General features: G+C 42.0%; 18 protein-coding genes. All 18 read right to left on the minus strand.

Going from position 1 to position 17274, the window contains the following annotated elements:
* Window positions 1-51: 51 nt before the first annotated feature.
* A complete protein-coding gene (gene trmFO / locus ACSR9O_RS00590; protein ID WP_101224639.1) occupies window positions 52-1359 on the minus strand; it encodes an FADH(2)-oxidizing methylenetetrahydrofolate--tRNA-(uracil(54)-C(5))-methyltransferase TrmFO in 1308 nt (435 codons plus the stop codon).
* A gap of 404 nt (window positions 1360-1763) precedes the next feature.
* Window positions 1764-3839: a type I DNA topoisomerase gene (gene topA, locus ACSR9O_RS00595; RefSeq protein ID WP_230177515.1), complete on the minus strand. Its 2076-nt coding sequence runs from the start codon at window positions 3837-3839 to the stop codon at window positions 1764-1766.
* A 267-nt stretch (window positions 3840-4106) separates the two neighbouring features.
* Window positions 4107-4973 (minus strand): DNA-processing protein DprA, encoded by an 867-nt coding sequence (gene dprA / locus ACSR9O_RS00600; RefSeq protein ID WP_230177517.1) that lies wholly within the window; start codon window positions 4971-4973, stop codon window positions 4107-4109.
* 118 nt (window positions 4974-5091) lie between these two features.
* The gene (gene sucD / locus ACSR9O_RS00605; RefSeq protein WP_101224637.1) at window positions 5092-5994 is read right to left on the minus strand and encodes a succinate--CoA ligase subunit alpha; all 903 of its coding nucleotides are present in this window, start codon (window positions 5992-5994) and stop codon (window positions 5092-5094) included.
* 18 nt (window positions 5995-6012) lie between these two features.
* Window positions 6013-7173 carry an ADP-forming succinate--CoA ligase subunit beta gene (sucC, locus tag ACSR9O_RS00610; protein ID WP_230177519.1) on the minus strand — a complete coding sequence of 387 codons (1161 nt, stop codon included), beginning with the start codon at window positions 7171-7173 and terminating at the stop codon, window positions 6013-6015.
* Between the two features lie 492 nt (window positions 7174-7665).
* Complete coding sequence (locus ACSR9O_RS00615) at window positions 7666-7938, minus strand: EscU/YscU/HrcU family type III secretion system export apparatus switch protein (RefSeq protein ID WP_397314480.1); 273 nt, start codon at window positions 7936-7938, stop codon at window positions 7666-7668.
* Window positions 7935-9845 carry a TP0910 N-terminal domain-containing protein gene (locus ACSR9O_RS00620; protein ID WP_491723791.1) on the minus strand — a complete coding sequence of 637 codons (1911 nt, stop codon included), beginning with the start codon at window positions 9843-9845 and terminating at the stop codon, window positions 7935-7937. The genes ACSR9O_RS00615 and ACSR9O_RS00620 overlap by 4 nt, the downstream gene beginning before the upstream one ends.
* A gap of 13 nt (window positions 9846-9858) precedes the next feature.
* A complete protein-coding gene (gene rnhB / locus ACSR9O_RS00625; protein ID WP_230177691.1) occupies window positions 9859-10641 on the minus strand; it encodes a ribonuclease HII in 783 nt (260 codons plus the stop codon).
* 140 nt (window positions 10642-10781) lie between these two features.
* Window positions 10782-11690, minus strand: a complete 909-nt coding sequence (gene ylqF / locus ACSR9O_RS00630) for a ribosome biogenesis GTPase YlqF (RefSeq protein WP_101224634.1) — start codon at window positions 11688-11690, stop codon at window positions 10782-10784.
* A gap of 17 nt (window positions 11691-11707) precedes the next feature.
* On the minus strand, window positions 11708-12268 hold the full coding sequence (gene lepB / locus ACSR9O_RS00635) for a signal peptidase I (RefSeq protein WP_101224633.1): 561 nt from the start codon (window positions 12266-12268) through the stop codon (window positions 11708-11710).
* A 216-nt stretch (window positions 12269-12484) separates the two neighbouring features.
* Entirely contained in the window at window positions 12485-12832 is a 348-nt protein-coding gene (rplS, locus tag ACSR9O_RS00640; protein WP_034313702.1) for a 50S ribosomal protein L19, read from the minus strand.
* Window positions 12833-12962: 130 nt separating this feature from the next.
* The gene (trmD, locus tag ACSR9O_RS00645) at window positions 12963-13697 is read right to left on the minus strand and encodes a tRNA (guanosine(37)-N1)-methyltransferase TrmD (RefSeq protein WP_101224632.1); all 735 of its coding nucleotides are present in this window, start codon (window positions 13695-13697) and stop codon (window positions 12963-12965) included.
* Entirely contained in the window at window positions 13697-14215 is a 519-nt protein-coding gene (rimM, locus tag ACSR9O_RS00650) for a ribosome maturation factor RimM (protein WP_101224631.1), read from the minus strand. Before rimM ends, trmD begins: the two co-directional genes overlap by 1 nt.
* Window positions 14216-14225: 10 nt before the next feature.
* Window positions 14226-14612, minus strand: coding sequence for a YlqD family protein (locus tag ACSR9O_RS00655; protein ID WP_034313711.1), 387 nt, complete (start codon window positions 14610-14612; stop codon window positions 14226-14228).
* Window positions 14613-14821: 209 nt separating this feature from the next.
* Entirely contained in the window at window positions 14822-15052 is a 231-nt protein-coding gene (locus tag ACSR9O_RS00660) for a KH domain-containing protein (RefSeq protein ID WP_048684915.1), read from the minus strand.
* 13 nt (window positions 15053-15065) lie between these two features.
* Window positions 15066-15338, minus strand: a complete 273-nt coding sequence (rpsP, locus tag ACSR9O_RS00665; RefSeq protein WP_057913437.1) for a 30S ribosomal protein S16 — start codon at window positions 15336-15338, stop codon at window positions 15066-15068.
* A 153-nt stretch (window positions 15339-15491) separates the two neighbouring features.
* Window positions 15492-16832 (minus strand): signal recognition particle protein, encoded by a 1341-nt coding sequence (gene ffh, locus ACSR9O_RS00670; protein WP_101224630.1) that lies wholly within the window; start codon window positions 16830-16832, stop codon window positions 15492-15494.
* An 11-nt stretch (window positions 16833-16843) separates the two neighbouring features.
* Complete coding sequence (locus ACSR9O_RS00675) at window positions 16844-17176, minus strand: putative DNA-binding protein (protein WP_101224629.1); 333 nt, start codon at window positions 17174-17176, stop codon at window positions 16844-16846.
* Window positions 17177-17274: the final 98 nt, after the last annotated feature.

Below are 17274 nucleotides of genomic sequence, written 5' to 3' on the forward strand. Positions count from 1 at the left end.
CTCGCAAAGGCTAATAAATAGTATCATACTTTAAAACAGCAGGCAAATATTTTACAAATTTTTCACAAAGTTCTGAATTGTGTCTAAAGCGCGTTTAGCATGCGTTTCATTCCGCTCTTTTTTGGATTTGATTCTCACTTCAAGGTCTGGAAGCAATCCAAAGTTGGCATTCATCGGCTGGAAGCTCTTACCATTCGTCGAAGTTATGTACCTTGCCATGCTGCCCATCGTCGTCTCTGCAGGGAAAATGATAGGATCCAATCCTTGGACGATCCTAGCAGCATTGATACCAGCAACCAAGCCCGATGCAGCCGATTCTACATATCCTTCGACGCCAGTCATCTGACCGGCAAAGAATAAATCATCCCGATTCTTGAATTGGTACGTAGGCTTCAAAACATTAGGTGAGTTTATGAAAGTGTTTCGATGCATAACTCCATAACGGACAATTTCCGCATTTTCCAATCCAGGTATGAGCTGCAATACTTCTTTTTGCGGCCCCCATTTCAAATGTGTCTGAAAACCAACAATATTATAAAGTGTTCCTGCCGCATCATCTTGACGCAATTGAACTACAGCAAAAGGACGTTTTCCCGTTTTTGGATCTTCTAAGCCAACTGGCTTCAATGGACCAAATAACATCGTTTTCTTCCCGCGTGAGGCCATTACTTCAATGGGCATGCAGCCTTCAAAAAAGATTTCTTTTTCGAATTCTTTAAGTGGAACTGTTTCAGCAGCAATCAAGGCTTCATAAAAGCGGTCAAACTCTTCTTCCGTCATCGGACAGTTCAGATAAGCTGCTTCACCTTTATCATAGCGGGATTTCAAATATACTTTATCCATGTTGATGCTGTCTTTTTCAAGAATTGGTGCGGCAGCATCATAGAAGTACAAGTATTCTTCATCCATGATTTGCTTTAAGCTGTCAGATAGTGACTGACTTGTAAGCGGACCGGTTGCAATGACGGTAGGACCTTCTGGAATTTCCGTCACTTCTTCATTGATGACCGTTACATTTGGATGATTTTTGACCCTTTCCGTAACAAGACCGGCAAATTCATGACGATCAACAGCTAAAGCACCGCCAGCCGGCACAGCACAAGCATCTGCTGCGGACATGATGACCGAATCCAGAATACGCATTTCTTCTTTTAATACACCAACTGCATTTGTTAACGTATTTGCCCGAAGTGAATTGGAACAAACAAGTTCAGCGAATTTATCGGTATGATGGGCTGGCGTTTGTTTTACAGGGCGCATTTCATATAGATCGACTTTAATTCCTCTTTTTGCTAACTGCCACGCCGCTTCACTTCCAGCAAGCCCAGCACCGATTACACTTACTTTTGTTTCTTTCATTTTTCGAACCTCCATGTATAGATATGATAAGACAGGATCATTTATCATTAAAACTGCTTTCATAAAAGTTTCATTTTTAACGATATCTATGTATTTATACCCGAAATACTCATTCCTGCTAAAGATAATTTAAAGAATATGCCAGATAGCGGCATTCTTCCTGCAATCCATTTCTTCTAAAAAGGATAGCGGACACAAATAGGAATTATATCTTTAAAAGAATGTACTTGTCCACTGAATTTTACATCACATGGCTTAAATAAAAAAGTTTCAAGCTTTATCCATTTTCTTCTTGGAAGTAAGTCCACATACTATCATGATATCATACTTTCCTGAACATAAAGAAACTCGGCAGATGCCGAGTCAATTTATATTTAGAACAGTAAACGATTTCACGGTCTTTTCTATGCTTGGGGCAATTCTTTGAAATCACAATCCATGCACTGTACCTGGACGCCTTTTTTGAGTTTTTTCTCAACAAGTGTACCTTCACATTTTGGACAACTCCGCGGCAGCGGTTTATCCCAAGATATGAAGTCACATCCAGGATAGGTATCACACCCGTAAAATATGCGGCGTTTTTTACTTTTCCTTTCAATGATGTTTCCTTCTTTACATTTTGGACATTTAACACCGATTTCTTTAACGATTGGCTTTGTGTTACGGCAATCCGGGAAATTACTGCATGCCATGAACTTTCCATAACGCCCCATCTTAAAGACCATCCCATGTCCGCATTCCACGCAATCTTCACCTGCAGGTTCATCTTTGATTTCAATTTTCTCCATCTCGACTTCGGCTTTAGCCAAATGAACTGCAAATTCCTTATAAAATTCATCGATGACCTTTATCCATTCGATACTGCCTTCCTCGACGCTGTCGAATTCCTGTTCCATCTTGGCAGTGAACTCTGCATCAAGAATATCCGGGAAGAATTCGCGTATCAATTCAAGAACGATCTCACCAAGCTCTGTCGGGATGAACCGTTTATTATCCAAGGTAACATAGCCCCGTTTTTGAATCGTATCCAAGGTAGGAGCATATGTAGAAGGACGGCCTATTCCCAGTTCCTCTAGGGTTTTGACAAGACGGGCTTCAGTATATCGGGGCGGAGGCTGTGTGAAATGCTGCTTCGGCTCGATATCTTTTGAAAAGAATTGATCCCCTGTTTTCACATCCGGAAGTGCATTTTCCTTTTCTTCCACCGAGTCATCGGACCCTTCAACATATACCTTCATGAAACCCGGGAATTTAATTTTTGAACCATTTGCCCTGAAGATGACATCCCCGTTATGCAGGTCGATGCTCATCGTATCCATGACCGCCGAAGACATTTGACTAGAAACGAATCGTTCCCAAATCAATTTATAAAGACGGAATTGATCTCTGGATAAGAACTCCTTGACTACACCCGGTTCACGTAATGTGCTTGTTGGCCTGACCGCTTCATGGGCGTCCTGGGCATTGGTCTGTTTTTTCTCTTTGCGCTGTTCAACCTGAACATACTCTTTACCATAATTATTTTGGATGAAGGTATGGACTTCCTCTTTCGCAACATCGGAAATCCGGGTCGAATCGGTTCTCATATAAGTGATTAACCCGACTGTGCCTTCCTTGCCAAGCTCGATTCCTTCATAAAGCTGCTGAGCAAGCATCATGGTTTTCTTTGCACGGAAATTCAATTTACGTGCCGCTTCCTGTTGCAAGGAAGAAGTCGTAAAAGGAGCGGCTGGATTGCGCCTTCTTTCTTTTTTAGCTACAGCTCCTATCGTAAATTCGCCGCCATTTAAAGAAGCGAGCACTTTTTTGACGTCCTCTTCGTTATTCAACTCCTTCTTCTCACCGCCAATGCTGAAGAAGGAACCTTCAAATTGTTCTTTTCCTTTTACAAAATCAGCCTTGATTGTCCAATACTCTTCAGGGATAAAATCTTTGATCTCCTTCTCCCGGTCAATGATCATCCGTACAGCAACCGATTGGACCCGTCCCGCGCTTAATCCTTTTTTCACCTTTTTCCACAAAAGCGGACTTATATTGTATCCGACCAAACGATCCAATACCCTTCTTGCCTGCTGGGCATCAACCAATTTCATATTTATTGGCCTCGGTGATTTAAATGATTCTTTGATAGCCTCTTTCGTGATCTCATTGAAAACCACGCGGCAATCTGAGTTAACGTCAACATCAAGACTGTGAGCCAAGTGCCAGGCAATGGCTTCCCCTTCCCTGTCGGGGTCAGCCGCGAGATATATTTTTTTCGCTTTTTTTGCAGCGGTTTTCAATTCTTTTAAAACCGGGCCTTTGCCGCGGATAGTTATATATTTAGGTTCATATTCATGTTCAACATCGACACCCATTTGACTTTTAGGCAAATCGCGTACATGCCCCATGGAAGCCTTTACTTTATATTTTTTTCCCAAGTAACGTTCTATTGTTTTCGCCTTTGCCGGCGATTCCACAATCACTAAGTATTCTGACATCCAATAAATCCTCCTCAAAGAGGTAATATAAATCTTCACTATTATTAATCATTCAAAATTCATTTGTCAACACCTCTTTACTTTTCAAAGCAGGCTGATTCATTTATTTATAGGTATTTTGACAAGAGGTGCCATTTGCAAAACTTATAACAGTTTTACAATATTTTCAACCTTTTTGTCTAATAATTCAACCCATCCTTTTAAAAAACCACCTTTTTTTCTTTATTTTCCCTTTTGATTCTCCGTCTATCTTCTATATTATATTGTTCAAAACTCTTCCTCGATCTGCCTTGCACTCAAAACAAGTTTGGCACCATCAGAAATCAATTGATTGGTCCCCAGCGATTCAGGGCTCGTAACATTACCAGGAAGCGCAAACACATCCCTGCCGTGTTCCAAAGCAGCTTGTGCCGTAATAAGGGATCCGCTTCTTTCTTTTGCCTCGACCACGAATACTCCTTGTGATAATCCACTGATGATTCGATTCCGAAGCGGAAACATCCAAGGTTCCGCCCTCATTTCCGGTGGAGTCTCAGATATAAGCAAGCCTTTTTTGATGATTTCTTCAGCAAGGGGTACATTGGATTTTGGATATATTTGCATAAGCCCCCCTCCTAAAATCCCAATCGTATCTCCGCATTCGCTTAATGTGATCTTATGTGACTCTGCATCGATTCCAGCCGCCACTCCACTTATGATCACGAACTTTTTCTTTACAAGCGGTAATAGAATCGTTTTTAAGGCCTCCAGACCATACGAGGTTGGCTTACGTGTTCCAACAACACCTAGCGTATTCTTCCTTGTTAAAAGCCTCTTATCGCCTTTAAAATAAAGAACCCACGGAGGATCGAATATTTGCTTCAGCAAAAAAGGGTATTCATCATCGAAGATCGTCAAACAATGAATTTGACTATCTTTGTATATTTTAAGTTTATCGATGGTATTGAGTGAATGTAAATCTTTGAGAAAGAGGTTGAGCTTATTTGAAGGGATAGGGAGCATTTTTGCCCATTCAGCGTGATTCGTCGTGAACAGGGAAGATAATGATGGGTCATTGGACATGATTATTTGGATTGTTTTCCATCCTGCTCCGCGGCAATGATGGAGATGGATTAACTTTTCTTTTTTATTCAATTGGAAACGCCCCTAATCGGATATTTTTTTAAGTAGGTTAATAGTTATGTACTTGGAGTCTCCCGAGGAAATTGGAGGGGAAAAAAGGCCGACCCAAAAAAGGTCGGCCCAGCTTGAATCAATGTGTTTTACAAGGTTCGTAAATATCTTTTTCTTTCAAGACGGAGATCAATGTTTCACCCATTACGGATGGAGTTTCGGCAACTTTAATTCCACATTCGTTCATAACGCGGATTTTCTCGTCAGCAGTCCCTTTTCCTCCTGAGATAATGGCACCAGCATGACCCATGCGTTTACCGGCTGGAGCCGTACGGCCACCAATGAAACCAACAACTGGCTTAGTCATATTTTCCTTCACCCAGATTGCTGCTTCTTCCTCTGCCGTTCCACCGATTTCCCCGATCATGATTACAGCATGTGTTTCCGGATCTTCGTTGAACGCTTTCAAAACATCAATGAAATCCGTTCCGTTAACCGGATCTCCACCGATACCGACAGCCGAAGATTGCCCAATGCCTGCTTGCGATAATTGGTGAACGGCTTCATACGTCAAAGTTCCAGAACGTGAAACTACACCTACATGGCCTTTTTTGTGGATATACCCTGGCATGATACCAATCTTACACTCTTCAGGAGTAATGACACCTGGGCAGTTCGGTCCGATCAAGCGAGTTTTTTTGCCTTCCATGTAGCGCTTAACCTTGACCATATCCAAGACAGGAATATGTTCCGTGATACAAATGACAAGATCAAGTTCTGCGTCCACTGCTTCTAGAATTGCATCGGCAGCAAATGGAGCCGGTACATAGATAACAGATGCATTCGCTCCGGTTTCAGTGACAGCTTCGGAAACTGTATTGTATACAGGTACCCCTTCCACTTCTGTTCCACCTTTACCCGGAGTGACTCCTCCAACGATTTTCGTGCCGTATTCCAACATTTGTTTTGTATGAAATAATGCTGTTGCACCAGTGATTCCCTGAACGATCACTTTCGTATCTTTATTAATATAAACGCTCATTATGTTCCCCCCTGCCTATTATCCTACAAGTGATACTATTTTTTGTGCTCCATCTGCCATTGATTCAGCAGACGTAATATTTAAACCTGACTCTTTTAGAATCTTTTTGCCAAGGTCCACATTCGTTCCTTCAAGACGAACAACAAGAGGGACATCCAGGCCAAGCTCTTTAGCAGCAGCCACGACGCCTGTAGCGATGATGTCACATTTCATGATTCCTCCGAAGATATTAACGAAGATGCCTTTAACATTTTGATCGGAAAGGATGATTTTGAAAGCCTCTTTCACTTTTTCCTCAGTGGCGCCGCCACCAACGTCAAGGAAGTTAGCCGGATCTCCCATATAATGTTTAATGATGTCCATCGTCGCCATAGCAAGACCGGCACCATTAACCATGCATCCGATATTTCCGTCAAGCGATATGTAACTAAGGCCATGTTTTGATGCTTCAATCTCTTTCGCATCCTCTTCATCCAAATCACGGTACTCCGCGATGTCTTTATGGCGGTAAATCGCATTATCATCAAAGTTCAATTTAGCATCAAGCGCCATTACATCGCCGTCGCCAGTTACCACTAATGGGTTGATTTCTGCGATTGAGCAATCTTTATCAACGAAAGCTGTATATAAGTTAACCATCAGTTTGGAAGCTTTATTTATAAGTGAAGCCGGAATATTGATATTGAATGCAATCCTCCGTGCCTGGAAACCAGTCAGGCCGACAACCGGATCGATTACTTCTTTGAAAATTTTCTCTGGTGTCTTTTCAGCCACTTCCTCAATTTCAGTTCCGCCTTCTTCAGAAGCCATCAATACGACACTGTCCGTAGCACGGTCAAGGACCAGCCCGATATAATATTCTTTTGTAATGTCGCAGCCTTCTTCGATAAGTAAACGCTTAACTTCCTTGCCTGCAGGACCTGTTTGATGGGTCACCAATGTCTTGCCAAGAATCTCTTCTGCATATGTACGCGCTTCATCAAGATTCTTCGCTACCTTGACTCCGCCGGCTTTCCCGCGGCCACCCGCATGAATTTGAGCTTTGACGACAACAACTTCCGTACCTAACTCCTTCGCTGCTTCCACTGCTTCTTCAACAGTAAAGGCAACCCGGCCATTTGGAACGGATACCCCGTATTGTCGCAATATCTCTTTCCCCTGATACTCATGGATATTCATTTCCCATCCTCCTTATCTACTAAAAAACAACTTTGAAATTTAATGCGTGTTTTCTCTACCATATTACAACAAAATTCTCCTTCGTGCATAATTTTCTTTCACATAATTTTTAAAATATTATTATAATATACTTCTATATCCAGGTTTAAAATGGAGAAAACCTTCTTCTCCGTTGTGTTTTTTCCTTATTAAATTCATATATTTTGGATCTGTAAATCTATTTTCAAAAAAGTCATTACCGTTATAAATCTTCTAAAAATGCCTTCATGAAAGCCTTTTCACTATATTAACCCAGAGGTCGATTCATTGATAAATTACTATTACCCTTGAGTTGATTCAAAGGAAAAGCAAAAGGACAAAGCCATGGCCTTGTCCTTTTGCAAATACATTAGTATTTTTTTAATATAATGAAAATTCATCAGTGATTTCCCTAATATTCTACATAAACCAACAGTAATCCATTTAGCGATATCATCTGGATAATTTAGGAAACTACCGATTCATGTCCTTGTCAACTTTATAAATGAATGCGAATACCTCTGCAACAGCTCCATACAATTCTTCTGGAATCGTTTGATTTATATCCAATTGACCTAAAAGTGCAGCAAGCGATTCGTCCCTTTGGATTGGTATATCCAGTTTCATCGCCTTTTCCAGAATAATATCAGCGGTTTTACCTTTTCCCTTCGCCAATATGACGGGCGCTTTAGATGTCTTTTGATCATACTTTAAGGCAATCGCTTCTTTTCGTTTATCATTCATCATATTCGAATATCCACTCCACTATACGAACCGGTTTCTGAAAAAGGAATCGGTTTCCCCCCTTGGTCCCGCTCTTTTTCATTCACGGGATATACAAAGGAAACCCCTGACAATCTGTAATCCATTTTTTCGAGATTCTCTCTCAGGATGTCAAGATATTGACCGGCTGCCTCTTCAAGGACCGCACCATTCCCATTTATGACCGTCACTTTGATGATTCGGTTTTGAACCTGCATGTCGATGACCGTCTCTTTAAGGCGTTCCAATTCTAAATAAAATAGGACACGGCAGTAATCCGGGTCAATTTTGCCATCTTTTGTTTTTCTTCCGCTCCATTGTAAAGTCAGATCCGTTTGAGCAGATCCCAGATTGAGTGGAACTGTAAGAAGTAAATTCTGAATCGGTCCATTTTCCTGTGAAAGGATCTGTTGCGCAGTAATCCGATTTAGGATTTGCTCCGCCATCTCCTTCATAGATGCCGGAATTTGTTCATTCAGCAATTTAAGCAGCAGCGGTTTAAGTGTCTCCAAATCCTTCGGGAAATCCGCCATATCTTCTCCAGAAAGGTTAATGAGTGCATGTTCCAGCTGAAGACCAAGGATCTTGGTCATTTCTTTCAGCTGATGTGCAACAGAAGGTCCATCGGTGAAATCGATTGTTTGAAACTCAGCTTCCAATATAAGTGAAAGGACTAGCTTCTCATTATTCCTAGCGTATTGGGCCTCAGGAAGCCTATTAAGCGACTGGAACAATAATTCAGCCGCCTTACCCTTCGACTCAGCTATTTGATCTGTGTCCTTATTCAAGTAGCCTATAAGGTCATTCACTTCCATTTTTCCTCCTAGTGCCTTTTCTTCGGTAAAAGAACTCTGGAGTAAATGAAAGGCATGAGAGGAAAGTTTTTCTGCAGTAATGTTTTTTCTCGGCATCGAGTGGATATCATGTGGCAGTTTTGCCCCCTCATGTTCATAACCGTTCAATATGGGATTAATAGCAGTATCGATCTCTTCAACTTTTGCAAATGCTCCGCTTTTTGCCTCGGAAAGCAGCTGCAATCCTTGATGTAATTTATCAACCGCTGAATTCTTAGCAATACCTGACCTAGCCTCAGATCCATCAATTAAATTCTCCAGAAAGACAGATTCCGTCATTCCCTTTGGAATGAAACCCGTCTTTTGGAGAAGGGAAAATGCACCGGATTTCATTTCTGGTGTTGAATCGGAATCCAGCCAAGTGGTAACTAGTTTTTGCAAACCGATTTGTTGAAACTGGTTCTGTTTAGCAACGTGTAAGGAGTCCAATACTTCCATCAGCTTGCCGGCAGTCCTCGTTTCTGCTTCACCATCCTCCAGCTTTTGCCTGAAGCAACTGAGAAGTTTATGGAAAGGTTCACTTTTGGACTGTGTAAATAAAGCATCAAATACATCTTTTACAAAAGGCAGTTGCTGAATGAACATCGTTTTTATTACAGGCAGACCGGCTTCTGCAGCATCAGCAGCTTTTAACCATTGCATGGCGGGCTGAAAAGTATCCTTGGTTATCGGGAGGCGATTTGTCAGGAGATATTCGGCAAGCTTCAATGCGGACGGTTCGGGCGTTATGCCGAGATGAGCGATTAATTTTGCAGCCGTTCCCTTTATGCCGGAATCGTTCAAATCGGGGGAATTTAAAGCTTTTAACACGAGCCGCCCCTCAATTGGGTGCTGCACTTGAAACCAATGCCTTTCTCCTGTCCGCAGCGGGATATCGAGAGTGGCAATCATTTTTTGGTGGCCAATCTGTACCTCGGCCGTTTGGTTAGGAAAAACTTTATTCACCTTCCCGAAAAGGATTTGCCCGTTTTTCCAACTAACAATTCCTTTTATTTCAATAGGTGAAGATAACGGTTGACCGATTGTTATGGATTGCACCACTCACCCCCCCTTAATCCTTCGTTCTTGCAGCTATTTCCTTAACTGGTGCAAAACTTCTTCTATGCCAAGGTGTAAGCCCGTGCGTGTCGAGCGCTTCTAAATGTTGGCTTGTCCCGTAACCCATGTGCTTTTCAAAACCATATTCCGGATATTTCTCACCATATTCCTTCATCATTCTATCACGGGTCACTTTCGCTATTATGGAGGCCGCAGAGATGCTAATGCTTCTTGCGTCCCCCTTTATGAGCGAAAGCTGCGGAATCGGCACATCCAGTTCCATTGCATCGATCAACAAATGATCAGGAAGTTCCGACAGATCGTTCAATGCGGCCACCATTGCCTTTTTCGTAGCTTGATATATATTGATTTCATCAATTACTTCGCTATGTACAACACCTACACCTATGGATAGTGCTTCCTTAAAAATCATTTCATAAAACAGTTCCCTTTTTGCCTCTGGAATCTTTTTGGAATCATTAAGCCCAGGCAAATAAAAAGATTCAGGCAAGATGACTGCACTGGTCACAACTGGTCCTGCCAGAGGTCCTCTTCCCACTTCATCGATACCAGCCAGAATGGAAAACCCCTGTTTTCTCAATTGACGCTCAAACTCCGTCATTTCCGTGAAAGCATCCCTTACCTGTTGTTCTTTTTCATAAGCTCTTTGCCATTTGCTTACTAAGTCGGTTACTCCCTTTCGTCCGTCCTCCCGGCATTTCTGTAAAAATAAATCTTCAGGCTCTCTTATTGTCTTTAACTTTGAGGAGATTTCCTTAATGCTCATTTCGGTTATCATCTTTATCACCCATCATATTAATTATCGGCAGCCTTGCTCCCTTTCTACAGTTCAAACAAAAATACGGAGCGGAAAAGAGACATCAAAAAGAGTAAGCCTTTTCGACATCCAATACTCCAGCTCCGTATCAATCCTTTTCACTGATTGTCTTCAACAATCAGGTCATTGTTAATGTTATTCGGGATATCATTCTCTTCATAATCCAAAGGGACCTCAAACGTAAGCGGACCCATCTTTTCTGAACGGATTTCACGTACGACCAACTCTGCGGTCTTGTCATAATCGATGAACCCTCCAGATGCTAAACAGCCCCTGAACTTTCCGACCGCATCGAACAATTCGAGTGTTTCCTGCGGAATTACATCCAGATTATAACGGGATTTCAATCTATCCGGATATTCTTTTTCCAAAAAGCGAAGGCCGTATAATGAGACTTCATGCAAGTTTAAAATCGTATCTTTGATCGCACCTGTCAACGCAAGCTTCAAGCCTACTTCTTGATCCTCGAATTTCGGCCAGAGAATCCCCGGCGTGTCGAGCAATTCCAATTCCTTGCCAACTTTTATCCATTGCTGCGCTTTCGTGACGCCAGGCGTATTCCCTGTTTTGGCAATGTTCTTTTTGGCAAGCCGATTGATTAAAGTCGATTTCCCCACGTTCGGAATGCCGACTATCATGGCACGGATCGCTCTCGGCTTTATTCCTCTTGATTCCATCCGCTCATACTTCTCTTTTAAAAGTTTTTTGGAAGCAGCTGTAATCTGGTTTAAACCGTTTCCAGCCTGTGAGTTAATGGCAATCGCCGTTTTCCCCTGCGATTTATAATGTTCAAGCCACATATTCGTTTTTACCGGATCGGCCATATCAGCTTTATTCAAAAGGATGACCCTCGGTTTATGCTGAATGATTTCATCGATCATCGGATTTCGTGAAGATGCCGGTATACGGGCATCCACAAGTTCAAAGATGATGTCGATCAGTTTTAATTTCTCTGTTACTTCCCGTCTTGCTTTGGCCATATGGCCAGGGAACCACTGTATTGTCAATGGAATGCACCTTCCTACTATTCCGCCAATCGAAAGTCTTCGATCGGCCAATAAACTAATTTAGTTTTTCCTAACACTTTATCGTAAGGAACGACACCTACGCCAAAATGGCGGCTATCCTTACTAAAACGGCGATTATCCCCCAGGACAAATAGGTGGCCTTCAGGCACCGTTTCTTGTTCTATGACATCACTTAATGTAAAAGGTTCCGTCAAGTCCCCGCCATCAATCAATTGTTCTTTATATTCATCCAAGTATGGCTCATCATAAGCTTTTCCATTCACGTAAAGAGTATCATTTTTATATTCGACTTTTTCCCCAGGCAATCCAATGACCCGCTTTATGTAATCCTTGCCTTCTGGAGCTTCGAAAACGATAATGTCGAATCTTTTCGGTTCACCGATCGAATAGGAAATTTTATTAACGATCATGCGGTCCGTATCCTTTAATGTCGGCATCATGGAATTACCGTCCACAACAATAGGAGCCAGAAGGAAATAACGAATCAGCGTCGCCGCTATAACCGCGATTATGACCGCCTTTGTCCATTCCCACAATTCATTTTTCTTTTTCGCCATCCTTACACACCCTTTTTGAAGCATATCAACAATTATTTTAACATGTTGCGGACGCTATAGCGAGCAGGATTCTATATAGTTTTCACCGTAAGTGTATTCATCGTTTCTTAAAGTGCAAAAAGGGAGCCTGATAAACAAGCTCCCTTTTTGCATGATACTGTTTGGTTATTCACCTTATGTGGATCATGGTAAACCCGCATGAAGATATTCGAAGAATTAACGACGAATTTCTTTAATACGTGCTTTTTTACCACGAAGTTCGCGTAGGTAATAAAGTTTCGCACGACGTACTTTACCGTGACGGATAACTTCTAGTTTCGCAATTTTTGGTGTGTGAACAGGGAAAGCACGTTCTACTCCAACGCCGTAAGAGATCTTACGTACTGTGAAAGTTTCACTAACTCCGCCGCCACGACGTTTGATTACAACGCCTTCAAACAACTGGATACGTTCGCGAGTTCCTTCAATAACCTTTACGTGTACACGTACTGTGTCACCAGGTCTGAATGATGGAAGATCTGAGCGAAGTTGTTCTTTTGTGATTTCGTTAATAAGATTTTGCATCGATTTCAACTCCTCCTGGACGCTCTTGCAAATACTTATTGTTTGCAGCGGAACATCGTTATAAGACTGAGCATTTCGCCCAAGTCACAAGGTATATCCTATCATACTATAAACGTCGATGCAATAGAGATCAGTCTTCTTTTTTAATCTCGGACAATAATTTTTCTTCAACTTCCGATAGTTCATAACTATCGAGCAAATCCGGACGCCGAATCCAAGTTCTGCGCAGGGATTCCTTCATCCGCCATTCATCGATTTTTTTATGATTCCCGGATATAAGCGGATCGGGAACTTTCATCCCCCGGAAATCTGCAGGTCTAGTATAATGTGGATGCTCTAACAAACCAGAAGAATAGGAATCAAGAATCGGGGAGTCAACATTTCCAAGAACGCCAGGCAGCAAGCGCACAACGCTGTCAATAATGACCATTGCGCCCAATTCCCCGCCTGTAAGCACAAAGTCGCCTATCGATATTTCATCAGTGACGACATGCTCCCGGATCCGCTCATCATACCCTTCATAATGCCCGCAAATGAAAATGAGATGTTCCTCTTCAGCTAACTCTTCGGCTTTTTTCTGCGTGTAACGCTCTCCCTGGGGGCAAAGCAGGACTACCCTTGGGGTTAGCTCAGCTTGCCCTTTAAGAGCTTCCACGGCATCAAAGATCGGTTGTGCCTTCAATACCATTCCGGCACCGCCGCCATACGGATAATCATCAACCGTCGAATGCTTATTATCTGCATAATCTCGGAAATTGGTCACCTTATAGCTGACAGCCTGCTTTTCCGCAGCCTTTTTTAAGATTGACGAACCAAATACCCCTTCGAACATTTCTGGAAAAAGCGAAAGCACATCGATTTTCATCAGTCTAAAAGTCCTTCCATCGGTGTAATGATGACCTTTTTAGCGGAAATATTCACTTCTTTAACAATTTGTTCAATATACGGAATCAAAATGTCCTTACTGCCAGCTTTCTTAATGACCCAAACATCATTTGCACCAGGCGTAAGAACCTCAATGATTTCCCCAACTTCAATGCCTTCATCCGTAAATACCGAACAGCCGATGATTTCATGGAAGTAGAACTCACCTTCGTCCAATTTACCAAGCTGTGCTTCCTTGACTTTCAGGACCCCGTTTTTAAAAGCCTCGACTTGTCCGACGTTATAATAGTTCTCGAACGTCAATAGGTTAAAGTTTTTATGGGTGCGATGCGACCTGATGACAAGCGGCAAAGGTTTTTTCTCAGTGTCCCTGAACAAATACAGAGTATTTCCCACTTTGTATCGTTTTTCCGGAAAGTCTGTTGAAGAAATAACACGGACTTCTCCTAAAAGACCATGTGTGTTGACAATTTTACCTACATTAAACCATTTTTCCATTCTTTCACCTCTAACGAATTTCCGAGACGATTCCATCTTTAATGACAATGGTCTTCGTTGCCATGATTTCGTCCCAATCTGCCCCAATTTCCACATCAATGATACTTTGAACTTCCCGTTCCTTCAATTCACTTCCGGCGGGAAGGATCTCCAACTGCTCCATTTGAAATTCAAGCAGTTTAATTTTTTCTTGCCTCTGGTTTATTTCTTTTTCGAAATGAGCACGGAGACTAGCAGGTTGGAGAGTTCTTGTTTTTTCAAGTTTTTTCAGTTCAAAGCGAAGCTGTTCACTCTCTTTTTGAAGCTGAAGGCGTTTTGACTTGTATTTCTCGAGGAGCTGATTCTTGCTGGATTCCGTTAATACTTGGTTAACGATTACATTTTGGAGAATTTTCATTCCAGCACCTCCTATTATCTATGATTTCGTATTTCCTTCTAAAAATATGTATGATGGGGTAATCTTTTTGAAATGGGGGTCATTCTCTTAAGTATAACGTAAATCGGTAAAAGATGCGTCTTAAAAGGCGTAAAGTTTAAAGCCCGAATTTGATCAATTGGGATCTAAGCTTTCTTGAAGTACAAAAAAAGGAGGGGAATTAACCCTCCTTATTCGGAAATCTCCAAATAGATTTTCTTCTGCTGTGAAGATCCTGCTGCATATACCACAGTCCGAATCGCCTTAGCAACACGCCCTTGTTTACCGATCACCTTGCCCATATCCTCTTTATGAACGGAGAGGATATAAACAATCCGGTCGGATTCTTCCTTGGAGGTCACGATGACCTCTTCCGGATAATCCACAAGTGCTGAAACAATCGTTTCAATCAGTGCTTTCATCAACTACCGTCGATTACTTGCTGTTTTTTGCAACATGGAATTTTTCCATGATGCCTTGTGTTGAGAATAAGTTACGAACTGTATCAGATGGTTTAGCTCCATCTTGTAACCATTTAAGAGCAAGCTCTTCGTTGATATCAACTTTTGCTGGTTGAGCCACCGGGTTATAAGTTCCTACCACTTCAATGTAACGTCCGTCACGTGGTGAACGAGAATCTGCAACTACAATACGATAGAAAGGAGATTTTTTAGCTCCCATACGTTTTAAGCGAATTTTTACTGCCATTTTAAATAAGCACCTCCGAATAGTTTCACACAAGATAGTATAATATCAAATGTCTTGCATGTTTGTAAAGGTTTTTTTCTTAACAGGTAAAAAAAGTGTTGAAATACATGGCTTCGACCCGTATTTCACCTTAGTTCCGAGCTGAAATAAACCTTACATGAACGGGAATTTAAATCCCTTTTTCTTTCCTTTTTGCATGTTCGTAACCTGTTTCATCATCTTTTTCATTTCTTCGAATTGCTTCAGTAGACGGTTCACTTCTTGAATCGATCTGCCGCTTCCTTTGGCAATCCGTTTCTTGCGGGATGCATTCATGGTTTCCGGATGTTCCTTTTCATGCGTTGTCATTGATCGGATGATAGCTTCAACATGACCGATTTGTTTTTCATCGATCTGAAGGTTGTCCATCCCTTTCATTTTATTCGCACCTGGAATCATTTTCAGAATATCATCAAGCGGTCCCATATTCCGCACCTGACCGAGCTGATCAAGGAAATCATCAAAGGTAAAAGTGGCTGTACGCATCTTTTTCTCTAATTCTTTCGCTTTTTCTTCATCAACATTGGCCTGTGCTTTTTCGATAAGGGTCAACACATCACCCATGCCGAGGATCCTTGACGCCATCCGTTCTGGATGGAACGCTTCAAGTGCATCCAATTTTTCACCCATACCGACGAATTTAATAGGCGTGTTGGTGACTGAACGAATTGAAAGTGCCGCACCACCACGTGTATCCCCATCAAGTTTCGTTAATACGGCTCCTGTCAGGCCCAGCTGTTCATTGAAACTTTGGGCTACATTGACCGCATCCTGACCGGTCATCGCATCGACAACCAGGAAGATTTCATCTGGTTTTGTCAACTCTTTGATATCCTTCAGTTCGCCCATCAAGTTTTCATCAACATGAAGGCGACCTGCGGTATCAATCAACACATAATCATGATGTTCTTCCTTAGCTTTTTCAATTGCCTGTTTAGCAATTTCAACAGGACTGACCTGGTCCCCAAGGGAGAAAACAGGCATGCTTAATTGTTTGCCAAGTGTTTCAAGCTGCTTAATCGCCGCCGGACGGTAAATATCAGCCGCAACGAGCAATGGCTTGCGGTTGTATTTTTTCCTTAGAAGATTGGCAAGCTTTCCGGTGGTCGTCGTTTTACCTGCACCTTGAAGACCTACCATCATGATGACAGTCGGTGGTTTCGAGGCAACGGCAATCTTGCTTTGTTCGCCGCCCATCAGCTCCGTCAATTCTTCCTTGACTACCTTTATTACCTGTTGACCGGGGGTTAAGCTTTTCAGCACTTCCTGACCTACCGAACGTTCACTGACACGTTTTACAAAATCCTTCACGACTTTAAAGTTAACATCCGCTTCAAGCAGGGCCAATCGAACTTCACGCATCATTTCTTTAACGTCCGCTTCGTTGACTTTCCCTTTTCCACGGATCTTTTGCATCGTGCTCTGCAGTCGGTCGGCCAATCCTTCAAATGCCATATTGCCGCCTCCTAATCCAACTTCTCAAGCGTTGTGATTGCTTCTAGCAGCTTCTCTTTTGAAAAGGAATCCTTTTCTATGAGTCCCTTCATATTCGCAATCCACTGGTTACGCTCTTGAAATTTTTGAAATAACAACAGCTTTGCTTCATATTCCTCAAGCATCGCTTCTGTTCTTTTTATATTATCATAGACTGCCTGCCTACTGACTTCGTATTCATCGGCAATCTCGCCAAGAGAGTAATCATCCAGATAGTAGAGGGACATATAGCTCTGCTGCTTCTCTGTTAACAACGATTGGTAAAAGTCATACAAATAATTAATCCGCGTTGTCTTTTCAAGCATCTTAGCAAGCCTCCCTGCTGTTAAGTGAAAACCCTTTACAAGTTTATATTGTAAAGCCTTGTTTATTTGATGTCAAGTTAAACTCCTTACCACTTGTT

The sequence above is a fragment of the Peribacillus sp. B65 genome (assembly GCF_058513295.1).